Origin of the sequence: Bacillus spizizenii TU-B-10 (genome assembly GCF_000227465.1) — a bacterium.
Lineage (GTDB): Bacteria > Bacillota > Bacilli > Bacillales > Bacillaceae > Bacillus > Bacillus spizizenii.
The window spans coordinates 1,027,518-1,046,987 of the sequence record NC_016047.1 but is presented as its reverse complement, the minus strand read 5'-3'; the positions used below and the strand labels follow the sequence as shown (position 1 = coordinate 1,046,987).

Annotated in this window: 21 protein-coding genes; 7 read left to right on the top strand and 14 right to left on the bottom strand. The window is 44.9% G+C overall.

All coding sequences use genetic code 11. The annotated features are described in order from the left end of the window. The first annotated feature begins 50 nt into the window (after positions 1 to 50). The gene (locus GYO_RS27030) at positions 51 to 1,034 is read left to right on the top strand and encodes a metal-dependent hydrolase (protein WP_003223253.1); all 984 of its coding nucleotides are present in this window, start codon (positions 51 to 53) and stop codon (positions 1,032 to 1,034) included. Here the strand turns inward: GYO_RS27030 and GYO_RS27025 are convergent. The 6 genes from GYO_RS27025 to GYO_RS27000 form a co-directional block, all read right to left on the bottom strand. Beyond that, positions 1,027 to 3,612 (bottom strand): YfhO family protein, encoded by a 2,586-nt coding sequence (locus GYO_RS27025; RefSeq protein WP_014113111.1) that lies wholly within the window; start codon positions 3,610 to 3,612, stop codon positions 1,027 to 1,029. The genes GYO_RS27030 and GYO_RS27025 overlap by 8 nt on opposite strands. A gap of 70 nt (positions 3,613 to 3,682) precedes the next feature. Then, positions 3,683 to 4,672, bottom strand: a complete 990-nt coding sequence (locus GYO_RS27020; protein ID WP_003223250.1) for a glycosyltransferase family 2 protein — start codon at positions 4,670 to 4,672, stop codon at positions 3,683 to 3,685. A gap of 223 nt (positions 4,673 to 4,895) precedes the next feature. Beyond that, a complete protein-coding gene (locus GYO_RS27015) occupies positions 4,896 to 5,762 on the bottom strand; it encodes an alpha/beta fold hydrolase (RefSeq protein WP_014113110.1) in 867 nt (288 codons plus the stop codon). After that, entirely contained in the window at positions 5,749 to 6,081 is a 333-nt protein-coding gene (locus GYO_RS27010) for an SdpI family protein (protein WP_014113109.1), read from the bottom strand. Before GYO_RS27010 ends, GYO_RS27015 begins: the two co-directional genes overlap by 14 nt. Positions 6,082 to 6,166: 85 nt before the next feature. Beyond that, complete coding sequence (locus tag GYO_RS27005) at positions 6,167 to 6,685, bottom strand: SH3 domain-containing protein (protein WP_014113108.1); 519 nt, start codon at positions 6,683 to 6,685, stop codon at positions 6,167 to 6,169. A gap of 145 nt (positions 6,686 to 6,830) precedes the next feature. Continuing rightward, a complete protein-coding gene (locus GYO_RS27000) occupies positions 6,831 to 7,100 on the bottom strand; it encodes a YfhJ family protein (protein WP_014113107.1) in 270 nt (89 codons plus the stop codon). 124 nt (positions 7,101 to 7,224) lie between these two features. Here GYO_RS27000 and GYO_RS26995 point away from each other — a divergent pair, with 124 nt between their 5' ends. After that, the gene (locus tag GYO_RS26995; protein ID WP_003223241.1) at positions 7,225 to 7,377 is read left to right on the top strand and encodes a small, acid-soluble spore protein K; all 153 of its coding nucleotides are present in this window, start codon (positions 7,225 to 7,227) and stop codon (positions 7,375 to 7,377) included. Between the two features lie 32 nt (positions 7,378 to 7,409). Here GYO_RS26995 and GYO_RS26990 read toward each other — a convergent pair whose 3' ends face one another. From GYO_RS26990 to recX, 3 genes are all read right to left on the bottom strand, one after another. Then, positions 7,410 to 8,603 (bottom strand): MFS transporter, encoded by a 1,194-nt coding sequence (locus GYO_RS26990; RefSeq protein WP_014113106.1) that lies wholly within the window; start codon positions 8,601 to 8,603, stop codon positions 7,410 to 7,412. A 142-nt stretch (positions 8,604 to 8,745) separates the two neighbouring features. After that, a complete protein-coding gene (locus tag GYO_RS26980) occupies positions 8,746 to 9,060 on the bottom strand; it encodes a YfhH family protein (protein WP_014113105.1) in 315 nt (104 codons plus the stop codon). A gap of 9 nt (positions 9,061 to 9,069) precedes the next feature. Beyond that, on the bottom strand, positions 9,070 to 9,861 hold the full coding sequence (recX, locus tag GYO_RS26975; RefSeq protein WP_014113104.1) for a recombination regulator RecX: 792 nt from the start codon (positions 9,859 to 9,861) through the stop codon (positions 9,070 to 9,072). 88 nt (positions 9,862 to 9,949) lie between these two features. On the opposite strand from recX, the gene GYO_RS26970 reads away from it, so the two are divergent. The 3 genes from GYO_RS26970 to GYO_RS26960 all read left to right on the top strand — a co-directional run bounded on the left by GYO_RS26970 (position 9,950) and on the right by GYO_RS26960 (position 11,285). Continuing rightward, complete coding sequence (locus tag GYO_RS26970; protein ID WP_014113103.1) at positions 9,950 to 10,861, top strand: TIGR01777 family oxidoreductase; 912 nt, start codon at positions 9,950 to 9,952, stop codon at positions 10,859 to 10,861. Positions 10,862 to 10,916: 55 nt separating this feature from the next. Further along, positions 10,917 to 11,027: a YfhE family protein gene (locus tag GYO_RS26965; protein ID WP_003223230.1), complete on the top strand. Its 111-nt coding sequence runs from the start codon at positions 10,917 to 10,919 to the stop codon at positions 11,025 to 11,027. 66 nt (positions 11,028 to 11,093) lie between these two features. After that, positions 11,094 to 11,285: a YfhD family protein gene (locus tag GYO_RS26960; RefSeq protein WP_014113102.1), complete on the top strand. Its 192-nt coding sequence runs from the start codon at positions 11,094 to 11,096 to the stop codon at positions 11,283 to 11,285. A 39-nt stretch (positions 11,286 to 11,324) separates the two neighbouring features. Here GYO_RS26960 and GYO_RS26955 read toward each other — a convergent pair whose 3' ends face one another. From GYO_RS26955 to GYO_RS26940, 4 genes are all read right to left on the bottom strand, one after another. After that, the gene (locus tag GYO_RS26955; protein WP_014113101.1) at positions 11,325 to 11,909 is read right to left on the bottom strand and encodes a nitroreductase family protein; all 585 of its coding nucleotides are present in this window, start codon (positions 11,907 to 11,909) and stop codon (positions 11,325 to 11,327) included. An 86-nt stretch (positions 11,910 to 11,995) separates the two neighbouring features. Continuing rightward, positions 11,996 to 12,877: a PhzF family phenazine biosynthesis isomerase gene (locus tag GYO_RS26950; protein WP_014113100.1), complete on the bottom strand. Its 882-nt coding sequence runs from the start codon at positions 12,875 to 12,877 to the stop codon at positions 11,996 to 11,998. A 112-nt stretch (positions 12,878 to 12,989) separates the two neighbouring features. After that, complete coding sequence (locus GYO_RS26945; protein ID WP_014113099.1) at positions 12,990 to 14,021, bottom strand: FecCD family ABC transporter permease; 1,032 nt, start codon at positions 14,019 to 14,021, stop codon at positions 12,990 to 12,992. Beyond that, a complete protein-coding gene (locus GYO_RS26940; protein ID WP_014113098.1) occupies positions 14,018 to 15,019 on the bottom strand; it encodes a FecCD family ABC transporter permease in 1,002 nt (333 codons plus the stop codon). Before GYO_RS26940 ends, GYO_RS26945 begins: the two co-directional genes overlap by 4 nt. A 130-nt stretch (positions 15,020 to 15,149) precedes the next feature. Between GYO_RS26940 and GYO_RS26935 the strand changes: the two genes are divergently transcribed. Continuing rightward, complete coding sequence (locus tag GYO_RS26935) at positions 15,150 to 16,127, top strand: ABC transporter substrate-binding protein (RefSeq protein WP_014113097.1); 978 nt, start codon at positions 15,150 to 15,152, stop codon at positions 16,125 to 16,127. Positions 16,128 to 16,144: 17 nt separating this feature from the next. Here GYO_RS26935 and mprF read toward each other — a convergent pair whose 3' ends face one another. Beyond that, the gene (mprF, locus tag GYO_RS26930; RefSeq protein ID WP_014113096.1) at positions 16,145 to 18,715 is read right to left on the bottom strand and encodes a bifunctional lysylphosphatidylglycerol flippase/synthetase MprF; all 2,571 of its coding nucleotides are present in this window, start codon (positions 18,713 to 18,715) and stop codon (positions 16,145 to 16,147) included. A 171-nt stretch (positions 18,716 to 18,886) separates the two neighbouring features. Between mprF and GYO_RS26925 the strand changes: the two genes are divergently transcribed. Further along, positions 18,887 to 19,369 (top strand): MarR family transcriptional regulator, encoded by a 483-nt coding sequence (locus tag GYO_RS26925; RefSeq protein ID WP_014113095.1) that lies wholly within the window; start codon positions 18,887 to 18,889, stop codon positions 19,367 to 19,369. The last annotated feature ends 101 nt before the right edge of the window (positions 19,370 to 19,470 follow it).

Here is a 19,470-nt window from a genome sequence, read left to right as displayed (position 1 = left end):
AATATCTTACAAAAGTGAATGTGCAGGACAATCCTGCAAGGAGGTCACCTATGGATACGGGCACACATGTCGTCATGGGCATCGCACTTGGCGGTATTGCGACGCTTGACCCTGTTGTCGGATCAGATCCGGCAATGGCTCACGCTGTTATGATCGCAACGCTTGCGGGCTCTCAGGCTCCGGATATTGATACTGTGTTAAAGCTTAAAAATAATGCTGTTTATATAAGAAATCACAGAGGATTTACCCATTCAATTCCCGCCGTTTTGTTTTGGTCTATCATCATTCCGGCGATTCTGTATTTATTTTATCCGCAGGCCGATTTTCTGCACCTGTGGCTGTGGACACTGCTGGCAGTCGTGCTGCATGTCTTTGTTGATATATTCAACGCGTACGGAACACAGGCCATACGTCCGTTTTCGAAAAAATGGGTTGCGCTCGGGCTGATTAATACGTTTGATCCGTTTATTTTCATCAGCCATCTGGCGGCTATCGCGATTTGGTATGCGGGCGGCAGTCCCGGCATCACGTTTCTCAGCTTATATATCATATTGGCAGGCTATTATTTGGTGCGCCTGATCATGCAGCTGAGAATTAAACGGAAGCTTCATGAGATGATTCATGATGAGATCGAAAGCATTATTATTTCTCCGACGATGAAATTCAGGCAATGGCGGATCGCAGTTACGACAGCCCATGCTTTCTATGTAGGAAGAAGCATGGAGGGGCATGTAGTGATTCTGGATACGTTTAATCGGGTGCCTGTTCCTGAAACCGAAGTGATGCATGCGGCAAAGCAGGATGATAACATCGCGGCGTTTTTGTCATTTTCTCCGGTTTACCGGTGGGAAGTCGATACGTTTAAAGATCATTATGAGGTGAGATTTATTGACCTGCGTTATCGGAGCAAAGGCCATTATCCGTTTGTGGCCATCGTTCATATCGGCCATGATCTCACGATTCGCTCGTCCTATACGGGATGGATATTCAGCGAAGAAAAGCTTCAGAAAAAATTAAAGCTCGGCTCTATTTAGAGCCGGGCTTTTTTCGTCTTATATATAAAACAGCAAGCAGCAGACTGATGAGAGATATGAGCGCCGATATTTTGAAGTATGGCGGATAGTAGGCCAGCTCAATGTGATTGTCTCCCTTTTGCGCCTTGAAGCCTATGAATGCATAATCCGCTTTTTCGATCGTCTGTGTTTTCCCGTTAATCTTCAACTCCCAGCCTTTTTCATAGGGGATCGGAAGCATGATGTATTGATTTTTTGGAAGACGATACGCGAACGTCAGCTTATTTTTATCCCATTTCAGATTGTCATCTTTGTCTGTTTTATTTTGCAGCACAGCGCTCTTCAGCGTTTGGTAATTTTCTTCATAGAGCGCTATATTTTTAAGCTCATACGTTCCTTTCGGAAGCTTGATTGAAATATGGTCTGATTTAGGCACTCTGACTGTGATATCATTTACTCCGGTTTTATAAATCGATTGGTTCGATTTCCTTGTTGTGACATAATCATTGACTCTTAACGTAAATCCTTTGTCTTTTGCTTTGCTTTTCAAATAAAAGCTGACATAGTAGTCTCCAGGAGAGGATGACGCCTGTTTCGGAGTGATGATCAGTTCTCCTCCGTTTTCTCCAGTTACGGTAAGCAGTCCGTTTTCATACTGGGCATGTTTTGCGGTGATATCGGACTTGGGAATCAGATTGGCCAGTTTTGGCGCCTGCTCCGTTTTCCCCGATGGATCTGCTAGTACAATTCCTTTCATCATCGCTTGTTCTTTCGCAAGAGCGGGCAATTTGTCCAGCTCGCTTTCACTGTAAATGGCATCGGCTGTTTTGACGAAAGGAAGCATGTATTGATTTTCATAAACCACGTAATGCTCTGATTCCAAATGCTTCTTGAAACCGTACGGGACGCTGGCTTCGTTTGTTTTTTCCGTCATATAATATTTGCCGTAAAGCAGGCTGTATAAATTCGCCCTGTCTCCCAATGACGCATAACGGCTGACGCTTTCTCTCCCCATATCGATGCTCAAATCATTCCAATAGAAAGTTAGCAGATGTTTGTTTAAGATGCTGGAATAAGCGCTGAATCCATTAAACCCGTAAATAATTGGCGTATTATTGCGAACCCCGTTCATCCAATCGATTCTCATGAGCGGATCATCGTCTTCCTTCTGCAAACGCCTGATGAGCTCAGATGATTCTTGCCCTTTGTATTCCTCACCCGTAAGATATGCTTTTGTCACACTGTCCAGCCCGCCGCCTTCTGAGAGTGCGTATTTTTGATAGGTGTTGGCAACAAACAGCGAAGAAAGAATAATCACAACGTACACAGCCACCTTTGCCCTTTTTTTCGCAAAAGCTGCAGCAAACAAGGCTGCGATTGTCAGGAATAAGAGCAATAGAATGCTTTCATTCGCAGGTTTCCATATATCCAGCTTATACCTTTGGATATGATACAAGTAAAGAATCAGGGCAACAGCTATGGCCGGGAGCAGTTCTTTCCATTTCAGTTCAGACAGCTGTGACAGGCCTGCCGCAGCTGCTCCCGCAATGGTAAAGGCCAGAACATATTCAAACCGGTTTTGCGGGGCGGAAAAACCGTTAAATACGCTTGCCGCATACGGGCTGAAATGAAAAAGAATAAACAGCAGGCTCAATCCGGCAAAGAGACGAAACACGCGGTTTTTGTAAAAAGAAACAATAAATAAAAACAACAGAAAGGCTGCCGGCACAATAATGATCCGGCTCGAAAATAAGATATTATCATCGAAATTAAGCCACTCTATTTTCTGGCTGTACGGTGGGCGCAGGTTGTTTAAATAACCGTATACCACTGGCACAAACGCCGCCGCACAGATGCCAAAAGAAATGAGGCCTGAAATCAAAAACATTCTGCATTGAATCCATTTTTTCTCTTCATGCTTTTCCAGTCGGATCAGCCATCTGAACAGCACGTAGATCCCGATGAATATGAGGTTTATGTATGCAAAGTAAAAGTTGTTGATTAACGTCAGCGAGCACGCAATGATAAACCATGCCGGACGCCGCTCTCTGATGATTTTTTCTGCTCCGAGAACAAGCAGCGGAAGCCAAATCATTGTATCGGTAAAGAATTCCCAATACGCTTCGTGGCGGAAATAAATGATTGAGGCACCGTATAATACGGCTCCCGTAAACGACGCCGCTCTGTGTTTGAGAAGATAGTGAAAAACAGATGCGGCTGTAAAAATGATCAGACTCAGTTTGAAAATACTGATAAAAACAGCTGACTCCGCCCAAAAAAGCGTATCCGCTTCTCCGATCAGCTGGACAGCTTGAAGAAGCCAGACGGCGGCAGACACCACAAGAAAGAGAAAGGAAGCAGAAAAATAATAGCCGAGCTGACTGAACGTGCCGCCGCCGAGTCCGAATGAATAATTATAGAAAAAATTCCCGTGTGTATATTGGTCAAATAATAATTTTTTAAATACGATCATTTGCGCAAGTCCGTCACCCGGACCTGTCATATATCTGCCGTCTGTCCATTCTTTCACAAAAAAAGCGTGTGCCAGAACGGAAACCAGCAGACTGGCCGCATAGATCATGACATATTTTCTTTTCATATAATTTCTCCAGTCTTGCTTTTAAGATGGTAGACATGCAAAAAAGCACTGCCAATGGCGCTTGGTGATTTCAGTGCATTTTTGTCAGACGCCGCATGCTTTTCAATTCGTTCGTTTCAGGCAGGTCTTTGTTCGGGATATTCGCTTCTTTAATTAAATAATGCGGGCGTTTTTTTGTTTCATAATAGATTCGGCCGATATATTCGCCTATGATTCCGAGACTTAACAGCTGGACCCCGCCGAGAAATAACACTGCTGAAATAATTGTGAAATATCCGGGTACAGAAATGCCGTTAGTCAGAATTTTAACGAATGTGGCAATGATATAAATGATGGAAAGCAGCAAGATGAAAATGCCGGTATAAAAGCATATTCTCAGCGGCTTATGGTTAAATGAAACGACGCCGTCCATTCCGTAGTTAAACAGACTGCTGAACGACCATTTGGATGTGCCGTTTTTTCGTTCGACATTTTCATAAAACACAATTTTCTGGTCGAAGCCGATCCAGCAAAACAGACCTTTGGAGAAGCGGTTGCCTTCGCTCAGCTTCAAAAGAGCGTTCACAGCTTGGCGGCTTAACAGCCGAAAGTCTCCGACACCGTCACGCAAATCAACCTCCACCGCTTTATTGATGAACTTGTAATAAAGAGATGACAGGAGGGAGCGGACAGGGCTGTCTCCTTTTCTGTTCCTTTGGGCAATGACTTGATCATAGCCTTCTTCATAGCCTTTGATAAATTCCTTCAGCAAATAGGTCGGATGCTGCAGATCGGCGTCCATTACAATAACCGCCTCGCCTTGAACATGTTCAAAGCCCGCAAGAATTGCGGCTTCTTTTCCGAAGTTCCGAGAAAAAGATATGTATTTTACCCGGCTGCATCCGGCTGCCAAGTCTTTGATCTGCTGAAGCGTGTCATCAACACTTCCGTCGTTTATGAAGAAAATTTCATAGTCATAATGAATGGTCTTGAATTCCTTTTTCAAAGATTCATGAATGAGTTTGACATTATACCCTTCATTGTAAGACGGGATAATAATCGAGATTAATCCTTGCTTCATTAAGGCACCTTCTTTTTTATTCTATTTAAGTATTGCCTTAGGGGGAGTTGTAGACAAATCTTCAGTAAGGCTATTCCTTTTTTAAAAGTCGTTTAAACCTGTTTTTTGTTACATTTTATGGTGACATTCATCATTTTTATTTTGTCATGTTTAAAACGGACTATGAAAAAAACGCACAGAAAAAGTCTGCCATTATGACAGACGGATGAAGAGAAATTCTGACTTATTGTTTTTTAAGGTAAAGGTATTCCAGAATAAGCTGATTGACGATGGCCGGTTTTTCGTGGTTAATCCAATGGGAAGCTTCATCAACAAAAATGAGATGTCCATTCGGGCAATGCCTTTCCGTCTCTTTCGCAAGCTTTCTGCTTAAAAAGCGGTCTTCCATTCCCCAGATCATCCGGTAAGGTGCTGTTTCGTAAGCGGTTTTCTCTGAAAGGCTTCCTTTTCTGAGGGCTCTATACCAGTTCAGCATAGCTGTCAGCGCACCGGGCTGTTTCCACGCTTCTTTGTACTTGCTGACATCCTCTGACGTAAAAAGCTCAGGACGGGTCGATAATCCAATCGCTTTGTCTAATGTTTCGTAATCATTTTCCTTTAGTGATGCCTCCGGTATGTCGGGCAGCTGGAAGAAGGCGATATACGAGCTTTTCAGCCATTGCGGCGGATAAATCGGCGTTACGGTTTTCATGATGTGTGGGTGCGGGATATTGATGGCAATTAACTTTTCTAGATATTCCGGGCGCGTGGAAGCCAGATGCCATGCGACAGCTCCTCCCCAGTCATGCCCGATGACAATTGCTTTTTCATCTGTGAATTGGGAAATAAGCCCGATGATATCATCTCTTAATGTGTCAATCCGATATGAATCAATTCCGTCCGGTTTGTCACTGAGATTGTAGCCCCGCTGATCGGGAGCAATGACCCGGTAACCCGCATCGGCGAGCGGTTTGATTTGATTTTTCCAGCCGTACCAAAACTCTGGAAATCCATGGAGCAGGACAATTAACTGGCCGTCCTCCGGCCCTGCGGCCGCAACGTGGAGCGTGATTCCGTTTGTTTTGACAAACTGGCATTTAACTCCGTCCACTTCTATCTCCTCCTTGACTGTACGTCATGTTTTTCAGCCTTTTCTCCGTTAGCATAAACGTAATGACACAGGCGGCAAGCAGCAGGATAAGCTGAAGAATGATCAAGTTTGATCTCAGCAGCAACCCCATTCCCGCAATCACCTGGCCTGACAGGATCATCAATGATGCACTGTAACGGTTCGCTTCATCCCATAATCTTTGATCTGACATTGAACGTCTCGTTCTGTATCCGTACACACTGTTGATGGATTCGGGAGGAAACAGTTTGATCAGTATACCCGCAATGATCATAAGCCCTCCGCCGACTAAACCAGCCATATCATCATCTCCTTTCTCATTGTTACGTGCAGAAAGAAGAAATGTTTCATACATAGGCAAAAAGACAAGCCTCAGCCTGCCTTATTTATCGTATTTGTAAGTCCTTTGACTGAATATATCCCTTGACTCCGGCATAATCAACGAAAGCCCATGTGAAGTCAAATCCGCCGTTTTCACTGAATCCCCATCCAAGTAATGTCACCTCTGTGCCGGATGAGAGCTGTTTTGCTTTTCCGTTTTCAGGTGTCGGTGCATAGAAGGCTGTCTGTTTCGCTGTTTTCGCTTGGCTTGCGGTTTTCATTAAGAAGTGTGTTGAAATATATGCTTTTTTTCCTTTGAATTGAATTTGAGCCCAATCGGCATTTGCGAAACCATTGACTGTGACTTTTTGTTCTGATGATAAAGTGCCAAGAATTTTGCCTTTATGATTTGGCTCGGTCCGGACATTCAGCTTTCCTGCTTTTATGATGTAAGAATCGGATGATGGCATGCTGACAGATATGTCGTGAAGGGGCGCAGCTTGTGCTGCGGGAGCGGAATAAAGTGCTGTCAAACTCAGTCCTGCGGCAGCTGTTAAAGCGAGCATTACTTGTTTCTTTTTCATATAAAGCTCCTCCTCGCATTTGACAAGATATAAGTGGTATTCCCTGATTGACCGGCGGGCGAAACACGTTTTGTTTATTTTTTCCGCCTGTTAAGGTAATTTTAAGGAAATGAAAAAACCTGCCGGATGATAACGGCAGGTTTTTTTAATGCAAAAGGCCTCTGCTTTGGTTTAAGTAATCATTTACGTCGTCACGGGAGCTTTGGAAAAGGTGGAGCTGGCCGCCATAGTTTTCGATCCATTGTGTGACGATTTTCTCTGTCATTTTTTCACCCTGATAGGCGTGTCCGGCTTTTGCATAAGTTGCTTCGAAATCGCTCCATAACAATTCCACCCATGATTTTGCCTGTATATAGCTAATCATATCGTTCTTTTCCAGAAGCAGATTTGTCAGTTTCTCAATATACGTATCCATGTGTGCAGTCTCCTTTCTTCAGGAAATAAATGACGCTTTAAAACGTGCTGTTCTCCATATACTAACCTTACGTCTTCATTTGGAAAGACGCAACTTTTTGATCTCGAACCTAGGGGGAAATGACATGGTCCGGAATAAAGAAAAAGGATTTCCTTACGAAAACGAAAATAAATTTCAGGGTGAACCGAGAGCAAAGGATGACTATGCTTCAAAGCGTGCTGACGGATCAATCAATCAGCATCCTCAAGAAAGAATGAGAGCCTCCGGCAAACGGTAAAGAAGAACAGCTGCATGCGCTGCAGCTGTTTTTTACCCTTTATTGACTTGATACTCATAGACGCTCTTCTTTTCAGATAAATGTGCGAAGGTAGAAAGCACGAGCCCGCATGCCGTCATAAGCGCTCCTCCAGCGAACAGCCAGGAATAAGAGCCTGTTCCGCTTAAAATCATTCCGCCGATCCACGCACCTAGCGCATTAGCAAGGTTAAATGCTGATACGCTGACAGCGGCGGCAATAGTTGTGCCGCTCTCAGATGAGGAAATGACCTTCGTTTGCAGCAGAGGCGGTGTGCCAAATGCACATGCTCCAAATAAGAACGTTGCAACAATGGCTGCAGCCGGGTAAATGGAGATGTAAGGAAATACGGCCAGCACACCGATCAAACCGATCATCACGCCGATCATCGTTCGAGTCAGCAAAGGAAGCGGCACTTTTCCCGCAAAGAAATTCCCTGCAACGCCTCCCAATCCGTACGCAAAGAGAGCGCCTGTAATACCGACCGTGCCGAATCCGGCTGAATGTCTCAAAATCGGTTCGATAAAGGTGTAGGCGATAAAGACGCCGGAATAGCCTAAAATCGTAATCGCGAAGGAGTACAGCACTTGTTTGTGTTTAAATACCCCCCACTCATTCATAAGCTTTGGGATCACTTTTGGTTTTCTGTTCGGCACAGCAGCCATGAGGCCTAAGAATCCGATGACACCAAGGGCCGTAATGATGGAAAACACAGCTCTCCAATTCAGGACATCTCCTAGAAAAGAACCGAATGGAACACCAAGCATTAGAGCTACTGTCAGCCCGCCGTTCATAGACGCTGCCGCAGCCGCTCGTTTCTCTGGCGGAACCATTTCACTGGCAAATACCATGGCGATCGCAAAGAAAGCGCCGTGAATGGATGCAGATAAAATTCTTGAGACAGCCAATACTGCAAAATTCGGCGCCAGCGCGCTCATCAGGTTGGAAAGGATAAAAATCGCCATCAGCCCAAGCAGCACAGGCTTTCTCGGGAGCTTGACGGAAATGATGGTGACAATCGGGCCAGTCAAACAGACGCTTGCCGCATAGGCCGTGACAAGAAGCCCCGCAGATGAAACCTGTATATGAAAGTCATTGGCAATCGACGTCAAAATACCCATCACTGCGTATTCTGTGTATCCGATTGAAAATGTACAAATCATAAGAACAAATATAATAAATTTTACAGATGGGTTTTTGATACTCAACGTCATCGCCTCCTTCGATTTTAAAAAACAACGAGTTTCATCTTAAAAGATTTTTGGAGTGAATTCAATGATTTTTTCTTTAAGATTTCGTGTAAATGTGCTGCACATAAAAAGAGGCTGATATCCAGCCTCCTTGTTACGCTTATTTCTTTTCTTGCAATACTGAGATTGGCAGCGCTTCCTCTTGTTGTGGGGACGAAGTTCTGTATCCCCATGCGAAAACGCCATTTAAATAGCTGATGGTAAACTCGTCTTCAGAGTCTTCCACACGATACGTTTCTCCCGGTGTGAAATCTTCCGGGTTCAGCAAATATGCTTTTGCCATCGTAATTTTCCGTTCGAGCACTGCCAATTCGTTTATGATGCCATGCTGTTCGGCTTTTCTTGCTTTTTCTGAAAGTGATGCGATTTCGGTATTGAGTTCGTGCGGTGTCATTTGACTGTATCGTTTCTCCATTTTTTTCAGCTACTCCTCTTCCTGCAGAAATTGCTCGATTAAATCGAGTGAGAATCCTTTACGGAATAAAAATTGTTTGACCTTCATGGCGCTTTCATATGAGCCGTCATAGCGGTATTTTCTAAACGCTTTTTCCGCGTGAAGGCGCAGCGCTTCTTTCTCTGTGTCTTCATCATTTTCATATTCAATCTGCTCCAGCGCCGCGCTGATGACATCAAATGAGAAGCCCTTGCGCTGTAGCTGCATTTGGGCGCGCTGTTTGAGTTCTTTTGTTGAAAGTTTTTTATCCTTTTTGAGAAGCTTTTCAACATGCTTGACCGCTTCTCTCGTCTGATCTTCAAAGGAAAAGGAACTCAGCGCCTCCTTAATTGTATCGTCGCCGATTCCCTTCGCTCTCAGCTCTCTGAACAAAACGTCAGGACCTTTTCCATTCGTTTTTTTGTGGGTGCTAACATAGGCTACGGCAAATTCCTGGTCGTTTAAGTATTTATAGTCGTTCAGCTTATGGATGACTTCCGCTATGACAGGGGCCGGGGTTTCTTTTTTCTTTAAATAGTCCTCTACCTCTTTCGTTGACCTCATTCGGTAGGATAAAAATTCAAGCGCACGGTTGAAGCCTTTTTTCACTTCATCACCGTATTGAATCTCAATGATGTCAAGGTCATCAAGTTCTTTTCCCTTTTTAAGCTCAAATTTCACGAGTACGTCCGCGTCTACACTGAAGGCGTATTTTTCATCGAGAAAGATATTGAAGCGTTCCGTATTCTTTTTTTGCGTTGAAATTTTTGTGATAAATGGCATCTTAATCTCCCTTCTCAGGCCTGAAACGCGTTTTCTTTTATTAAAATGAGGTACAGTATATTTATTAGAACGATGAGGAGAGATGTTCATGAATATAGCAATGACGGGCGGAACCGGTTTTCTCGGCCAGCATCTGACGGGCGTTCTTACCCGGCAGGGACACCATGTTTATATTTTATCAAGAAACGCAAGGGAAACTGAACAAAAAAATATCACATATGTCCAATGGCTGACAGAGGGAGCTGCGCCGGAGCAGGAACTTCCTCATATTGATGTCTGGGTAAATCTTGCAGGAAAATCGATTTTTGGCCGCTGGACAGAAAAAACGAAGCAGCACATTCTCTCCAGCCGTATCAATGCGACGCGTGAAGTCCAGCGGCTTATTGATAAACAGAAGGAAAAACCGAAGACGATGATCCAAGCCAGTGCCGTGGGCATTTACGGCACTAGTCTTGAGAAAACCTTCACAGAGGATTCTGCAACGTCAGATGAGGATTTTCTCAGCCATACTGCACATTTGTGGGAAAAGGAAGGACAGAAAATTGAGGCGATGGGCATCCGGACAGTTTATGCGAGATTTGGCGTGATGCTTGGGGAAAAAGGCGCTCTCCCGCTCATCGTTCTTCCCTATAAGCTTCTGGCCGGCGGAACGACCGGAACGGGCAGACAGTGGCTGTCATGGATTCATGTCGAGGACGCGGCCCAGCTGATCTTATATGCGATCGAAAACACCGGCATCTCAGGACCCATGAATGTCACTGCGCCCAATCCCGTGGAAATGAAACAATTCGGAAAAACGATTGCACGGGTGAAGCATCGCCCGCACTGGCTCCCTGTTCCGGAATTCTTTTTATCAAAAGCATTGGGTGAAATGAGTCTTCTGATTGTGAAAGGACAGCGCGCTCTGCCTAAAAAAGCGATGATCTCTGGATTTCGTTTTACATATTCGGACCTTGAATTTGCACTCTCACAGCTGATAACGGTCCGAAAGACTGTATAAAAACGGAAGGAAGCGTCAACCTTAAGAATAACATGGTTGAAGGAGGTCCTTTTTTATGGAAAAGAAGAGGGAGAAGCATCAGCAAGGCGCCAACCTGAAGAAAATGCAAGAAGTTCTTTATTCAGGCGAATTTAAAAAAGCGGAAAAAGCTGCTAAGCGGAAATAGGAATACATAGCCCCTTTATGCCAGATACTATGTTTGTTTGATATCACTTTTTAGGGGGAATTTGATATGGGCAGAAATCATATCCACAAAAACCGTGATAAAAACAAACAAAAGCTTCCTCAAGTTCCCGACGCATTAAAAAGGGAAACTGACGGCGTTTACGAAGAATATTCAAGCGAGCTTGCTGATGCGGATGACCGCGAAGCGCAAGAGCGTGCAAAAGCAGCAGACAACAGAGCGAAAAAGAAAAATCGTTAATGAAAAACCCCCTTGTCTCCGTTTGAGACAGGGGGTTTTTTACATGTCGGTGAACCGTTCACGGATCGGCGTGCGTTTTTTCACTTCTGGTGCTTCGTCAGGATAGCCCGTTTGTATGATGGCGGCGAATCGTTCATTATCCTGTAAACCAAAGGCCTGATGCACTTCTTTGTCGTAAAGGATTTTTCCGCTTTTCCAAACCATGCCGATTCCTTTTTCCCAGGCAAGAAGCTGAAGATTTTGGATCAATGAGCTGGTTGCCGCAAAATCATCGTCTCGCGCTCTTTCGTTTTCATCTTCTTGAAACACGACGAGCAGAAATCCGGGGACGCGTCCAAGTGTGTTTTTGAAATTTTGAAGCTTTTCCTCTGTCATATCCGGCTTGGATTTCTTAGAGAATGCTGCAAATGTGTTGATCAGGTTTGTTTTTCCTGTTTCACTGGAAACGTAAATAAATCTCCATGGCTCTGTCACTCTGTGATTTGGCGCATATTTTGCCGTTTCAAGCATGTCAAGAATGACTGCTGAAGGCACGGGCTCTTGTTTAAATTTTCGAATCGATCTTCTGCTGCGTATGATGTCCCGCAGTGCTGAATGTTGATCTATCTGTTCGGATTGAGGCATACCGTCTCACCTTCCTAAGCAATTGAAAATGATTATCATTCATAATGATAACGGAAAGTGTATCTTTTTGTAAACCATCATCTGTATTAGATTTTAAGAATACGGGTTTCTGAGTATACAGCCGTTCCTGTCATGTTCACTTTCACATGATCGCCTTCTTCGTTAATTTCGATTTCCACTTTTCCGTCTTTCCCGATTTCCTGCCCTTGTTCAATGATAAATTCACGCTGCTTGGTATTGCCGTACTGTTTCATATAAGCCCCCATCACACCGGATGCTGTGCCCGTCACAGGGTCTTCTATCGTTCCTGAATATGGGGATGAAAAGTGGCGCCCATGCAGGTCGCTGTCAGGATGAACGGTTTCAAAGGTAAACGGGTGGACTGAAGCCTTTGGCAGATCTACTAACACTTCCGGAAATTGTTTGTTATCGGGCACCATTTTTTTGGAGGCCTCTAATGATGCAAGCGGAATGATGGCTGTCCATATGCCAGTGCTGCCAAATACAATCGGAAGGTCCTCATGAAAATCCTCTTCCGTGATTCCCAATGCGGCCGCAAGTTTTTTCTGATTGCCTGTAAATGGTTTGAATTGCGGAGAAGCCTGTTCAAGCGTGATATGAATGCGGCCGTCTTTTTCAGAAATCTTCACAGGCAGGATACCGGCTTTTGTCTGGATGCTGTACGTTTTATCGCTCTCCAGCATTCCTTTTTCACATAATGCGTAAAGAGAAGCAACTGTTGCATGACCGCACAAATTCATTTCGTGTCCAGGGGTAAAGTAACGGAGTTCAAGATCAGCCGACTCGCTTTTCCGGATAAAGGAGGTTTCTGAATATCCAGCACGCTCAGCTATGATCTGCATCTCTTCTTCAGTATAATCGTCTCCATGCAATACGACACCTGCGGGGTTTCCTTTGTCGGGACTGCTTGTAAATGCTTCATATTTTAATACCTCTATTTCTTTCACTTGTCTGCCGCCCTTTCTTTATCAATGTCTCTGTCAGTATAGCAAAAATGATTATGAATTTTCAGTTATTAACAAAAAACCCATTTTCTTTTTTAGAAAATGGGAGTAACAATCAAGAGTTTCTCGTTTTATAGAGCAAATAAATAAAATAAGGTGCGCCGATAGCTGCTGTAAAGACGCCAGCGGGCACTTCCACCGGAGCAAATAAGGTTCTGCCGACGATGTCAGCTGTTAAGACGAGCAATGCCCCGATGAGTGCCGACGCCGGGAGCAGCGCTCCATAAGACGAGCCGACGAGACGCCTTGCAATGTGGGGCGCCATCAGCCCGACAAAACCGATTGTGCCGGCAACCGAAACCGCACAGCCCGTAAGAGCCGTACTCAAAAGGAGCAAGAAAAAACGATTTCGCTGCACGGCACTTCCCGCACCAGCCGCAATATCTTCGCCCAGTACCTGTATATTCATATTTTTTAGCGCGATAAAACAAGTAAATAAGAGAATGACAGATAAGATAATAGCTATTTTTACATGCTGCCAGTTTGACCCATAAACTGACCCTGTAATATACACATTGGCTTGTGACGCTCTGTAAATTGGGCCTTTAATCATCAGCAGGGTAGTCAGCGCCTGCGCCGACATTGAAAATCCGATCCCGATAAGCACCAGCCGAAATGTGGAGGCGCCATTTTTGTATGCCAGTAAATAGACGATGAGTCCAACAGCTGAGGCGCCGATAAATGCGGCCGCCGGAAGCCATGACAGGCTGATCGTAAGTGAACTGCTGCGGTCTGAGAAGAACATCATCAAAAGCACGACTGCTACCGCCGCTCCTCCCGTTATTCCGATAATATCCGGAGATGCGAGAGGGTTTCTGACGAGACCCTGCAATATCGCGCCTGCCGCCGCCAGGCAGACGCCGGCGCATAAAGCGGTCAAAATCCTTGGCATACGGAATGACATGATCATCAGCTCATCCAGCTTTGAACCTGCACCAAAGAATGTTTTTGCTACATCCCAGGGAGGAATAAACCGTTGTCCGAGACCGGCGCTTATCACCAGTACGACCGCTGTTAATCCCAGTAAAACAAAAAAGACGATCCATGCTTTCTTTTCAGCAGCGGTAACGCCAAAACGAAGTTTCATAGTTTTGCCCCCCTTCTTGCGATGTACACAAACACAGGCATACCGATGATGGCTGTCATGACCCCGACAGGAACTTCCTGAGGCATAATGATATATCGCGCCCCGATATCCGCAGCTACAAGCAAAATCGCACCCAAAACAGCGGAAAACGGCAGAACCCAACGATAATCATTACCGACGATAAATCGGGCAAAATGCGGAATAATGATGCCAATAAATGAAATCGGCCCGGCAATGGCGACAGCAGATCCGGCAAGCAAGACAACACAAAGCGCCATCACAAATTTCAGCAGGCCCGTTTTTTGGCCGAGTCCTTTTGCCACATCTTCTCCCATGACGAGGAGATTGATTTTTTGGCCAAGAAAGAAACTGACCAAAAGCGCTGCGGCTGCATATGGGAGCATTGTCACCAGCAGATCCAGACTCCTGCCCTGCACAGAGCCGGTCAGCCAAAAAAGCACTTGAGCAAGCTCGAGTTCATTGACAGAAAGCAAGCCTTGTGTCAGAGAAGAAAACATGGCCGCCATGGCAGCTCCCGCCAGCGTCAGTTTGATTGGCGTCAGCCCTTCCCTTCCCAGAGAGCCTGCGGCATAGACGATCGCGGCAGTAAATGTTGCCCCGAGAAACGAGCTCCATACCAGTGCCTGAGTTGATTGAATATGCAGAAAAAATGAGCCGGCAACAATAAAAAAGCCGGCACCGGCGTTAATACCGAAAATGCCTGGTGACGCAAGCGGATTTTTTGTGAGCGCCTGCATGAGAGCGCCCGCGGCTGCAAGCGAGGCGCCGACAACTGTGGCAACCAAAGCACGCGGAAGCCTGACGTCTTTGATGATGACATGCTCATTTGTTCCGTTGAAGGAAGTAAACGCCTGATAGACCTGTCCCCATGACGTACCTGTATAGCCGTAAAGGATGCTTGCGCAGACAGCCGCCAGTAAAATCAAAATCAGACATACTAACACAATCCATTTTGAAGATGCCTTTTTGCAGATCATGATCTAATTCTCCTAGTTATTTACTATGTAATCTTTGTTTTTGAGAATAATCCTTAATTAGGGATTGACACTCTTAACACTGCTTATTATGATCTAAATGATAATGAATTTCAATATCGGGAGGAAAAAGATGAAAAAGCATATCAGCATGCTATTCGTATTTTTAATGGCCGTTACGGTGCTTTCTGCCTGTAATAGTTCAGAAAGTTCAAGCAACAACGCGGGATCAAGCAGCAAAACCAGAACGGTTAAACATGCAATGGGGACATCAGACAACATTCCCGCCAATCCAAAACGGATTGTGGTTTTAACAAATGAAGGAACAGAGGCGCTCTTAGCGCTTGGCATTAAGCCGGTTGGAGCCGTAAAGTCATGGAAGGGCGACCCGTGGTATGACTATCTGAAAGATGACATGAAAGGTGTTAAAAACGTCGGTCTTGAAACGGAACCGAATGTGGAAGCTATCGCAGAACTAAAGCCTGACTTGATTATTGGCAACAAAGTACGCCAGGAAAAAATTTATGATCAGCTACATGCGATTGCGCCAACCGTTTTCGCTGAATCTTTGGCTGGGAACTGGAAAGATAATCTGACTCTATACGCCAACGCGGTAAATAAGGCGGACAAAGGCAAGGAAGTCATTGCTGATTTTGATAAACGCGTTTCTGATTTGAAAGACAAGCTTGGCGACCAGACTAACAAAACAGTTTCTGTCGTACGCTTTTTATCCGGCGAGTCAAGAATCTATTATACCGATTCATTCTCGGGGATTATTTTAGACCAGCTTGGCTTCAAACGCCCTGAAAAACAAGTGGAGCTGTTCAAGAAACAGAAGGACCAATTTACGTTCTCAACTGACAGTAAAGAGTCCATTCCTGATATGGATGCCGATGTGCTTTTTTATTTCACGTATAAAGCCGATAATGCAAAAGAAAATGAAAAATGGGCCAATCAGTGGACAAGCAGTTCATTATGGAAAAACCTGAAGGCCGTGAAATCAGGTAACGCCCATGAAGTCGATGACGTCGTATGGACAACCGCAGGCGGAATTAAAGCCGCAAACTATCTGCTTGATGATATTGAAAGTTATTTCTTAAAAACGAAATAAAAAAAGACTCCGTCTGGTTAGACGGAGTCTTTTTTGCTTTTACCGATCAGCCGCGTGACGAGGAACATGGTGACGGAAAGAGATCTGTTTTTCCGGTACGCCAAGTATTTTCCGCGCCATTCCGGTTTGTATTTTTCTTTAAAGGCCCTGAGCCCGCTGAAGCTGTACATGTATCTGACATTATTAAAAATGACAGCGGCAAATCGTTCTGACCAGAAGGATGTAAAGGCGGTGCCGACATTGGCCAAGGGCGCCATTCCCATGTTAAACGACGTGCAGCCTTCCTCCTTCGCCCATAAAAACATGCGGATGAATAATGCGTCCATAATGCCGTTCGGGGCGTCGTCGCGGTAGCGCATCAGATCGACCGATATCTCTCCTTCCTGATACATCGGCATGACATTTGCAAATGCAACGATCTCTCCTTCTGCATTTTTCATGTAGGCAATCGGCGCTTTCTGTAAATATGAGGGATCAAAAAATCCGAGCGAGAATCCCTTCTCCTTTTTCGAGCCGAGCCATTCATCTGAGATTTGTTTCAGTTCCTCCAAAAACGCATCAGAAAATGGGGGATGATCCACATGGAAGGTATATTCCTCCCGCTCAAATCGGTTATTGATTGCCCGAAGGCCGGCTTTTTTCTTCCCTGTCAGGGTAAACGTGTTTAAATCCACATAGGCTTCCTCGCCCAGCTTAAAGAAGTTATAGCCAAAATCGTGATACAGCGCCATGTCCTCTCGTTCAATTTGATAGAACAGAACACTGAATCCCTTCTGATGCGCTTCATTCAGAAATTCTTCCAGCACAAGCGGGAACGATTCTCTTTGGCCTGACGGATCGCCGAGCACGACCAGCCTTCTGGCGATTTTTCCAAACAGAAGAAGTGCATTCCCGTCACTTGAAAAATAAAACCGCTTATCTCCAAGATAGCCGAGATGGCTCAGCGCGTTGCCGCCTTTTTCATTTAAAAACACAGCAAGGCGTTCGGGATCAGCTTTTTCCCCGATTGGTTTTGTCTTCTTATGATAAACCATTGTAAATATGAAGAAGAACAGCGGCACGATGATAATCGCCATGATCGTCGCATGCGTGATATGAGAATCGCTGTGGACGAAATATTCGTGGCGCAACACCTTCTTCATCCGGTCCCAAATAAAGCCCGCGATCAGATTGTAGTTAAAGAGTGCCACGGTAAACAGCGCCACAGCAAATATCAATTGGCCCAGCGTATAGGATGCCTGTTCTCGGACAAATTGTTTTTTCAAAAGCACTAGCAATACGATAATCATCGGCAGAACGAATATCGCACTGATGTTAAGTCCTTTTAAAAAGCTGAACACAAAGCCGCCAACAAGCGCTGTAATGGCCATCGTATAGGAGCGTTTTGTCCGTTTATAAAGCTCGATCGGCAAAATCAGCAGAATGAGCGCTGAGCTTAAGGACAGGCCGTTGAACAGCAAAAGCGCTGGGCGCGGAATGTGCGGTATGACGGTCAGCCTGTCAATCGGCAGGGATACTGAAGCCAGGACAACCAGGCCTGCAACGAACACAATAAGCGAAAGTGAACCTTGCAAAATTTTCACTAATATCGCCCGCTGTACGACAAGCAAAACGTTTGTCGTCTCAATTGCCGGTGCGATACGCGGGTTCGTTTCGAGCCGTTTCATTGTATTTTCGGTCAGATCGCCGGCAGCAAAGAACAGTCCCAAAACGAATGGGATAAATGAATAGACGAGCCTGTATAAAACAATAGAAGTAACAATAGCCTCCTGATGATAGCCAAGCTGCTCCATCCCGAGCAAAAACAAAAGGTCAAACGAGCCGAAGCCGCCCGGCACGAGGCTGATCATTCCTCCGATCGCCGCAATGACGAACACTCCGAACACATACCTGATATCAGCATGAATGCCCATAGCGAACAATGACAGATAGATGACGATTCCAGCCATAAGCCATTCGGCAACGGAAGCGCCGATATAAGCGAAAATCGGATTTTTCACTTTATCCGCATTCTCTTCGTCTCCGCCTTTGCGGCTTTTTATTTTGGCCACCGCCAAAGATACCGGCAAAATCAGTGCGAAACCGATAACGACTGCCCACAGCCAAGGCTTTTCATTAATCACTTCATCCACTGGCAGCACTCGTGCGGCGACGAAAATGCTGAAAACTGATAATCCGAGCAGCATAGATGATGTAAGCCAGGCGATTCCTTTGACGAGCGCCTTATGGTCTTTCGTATGCTCTTTATAAAACATCATTCTTAACCCGACTCCGGCTAATCCGCCGAATCCGAGGACGTTATTAAATGAATTGGCGATCCAGGAAACCCTGAATACCTTTCCGTTTGTGATCGATAGGCGCAGTGAGTATTTCAGGACGTAATCATACAGCGACATGGCCGCAACAGCCAGCAAGCCGATCAATACAAGGATGAATAAGTCCGTTCGCTCAAGCCCGTTGATGACCATGAGCGTGCGTTTGAATGACAGATTTGTCAGTTCTTTTTTCGATTGATAAATAACAAATAATAAAACAGCAATAGGAAAAACGATTTTTAAAATTGATAAAGCATTCTTTTTAATCAGCAATGGTCTCTCCAATCATAATCTAGTTCGATCTTCTCCCCCAATAATCTCCAACTCATTATACACTACCGTTATTTTTCGGACAAAGTCCCGCATGCGGTTTCTGCTCACTTTCTTTCAGGAGTGAAAATCGAGTAATATGGTAAGAGGAGTGAATGATGAGGAAGTGATGAAATGGAATACAATCTACATGATACAACGGTATTAAACGAAGACATTCTTTCATCTGAGGAACGGGAAATATGGGTGCTCTATATGAAAGTACTAACCTCTGCCGGTCTCGGTGATGTGTCCGAGTGGATGAAGCTTGATATGAGCATGCCTCAAATGAAAGTGCTAATGCTATTAAACAACCATGGAACACTGAAGGTCAGCGACATTGCAGAAAAAATGGGGGCTTCCCTGTCCAATACAACAGGACTGCTTGACCGCCTTGAGAAGTCAGGGTTTGTCAAACGCTCACATTCTGAAGAGGACCGCCGTTCAGTCGTTGTTCAGTTGACGGAGAATGCAAAAAATATTTTTCGGGGGCTTTATGAAAAGGGTCATCTGAAACTGAAGCGTTCATTGGAGCTGCTGTCCCCTGAAGAAAAGCAGGCTGTTTCCGAAGGGCTGTCTATCCTTTCAAGAGCATTAGAGAAAGCGAAAAATGAATAAAATCTGTAAGTCTGTCATCCGCAAAGCGCGGTGGCAGGCTTTTTTTATTTGACATTTAGTTCATTTAAAATGAATAATGTATTTAAAGTGAACTAAAAAGG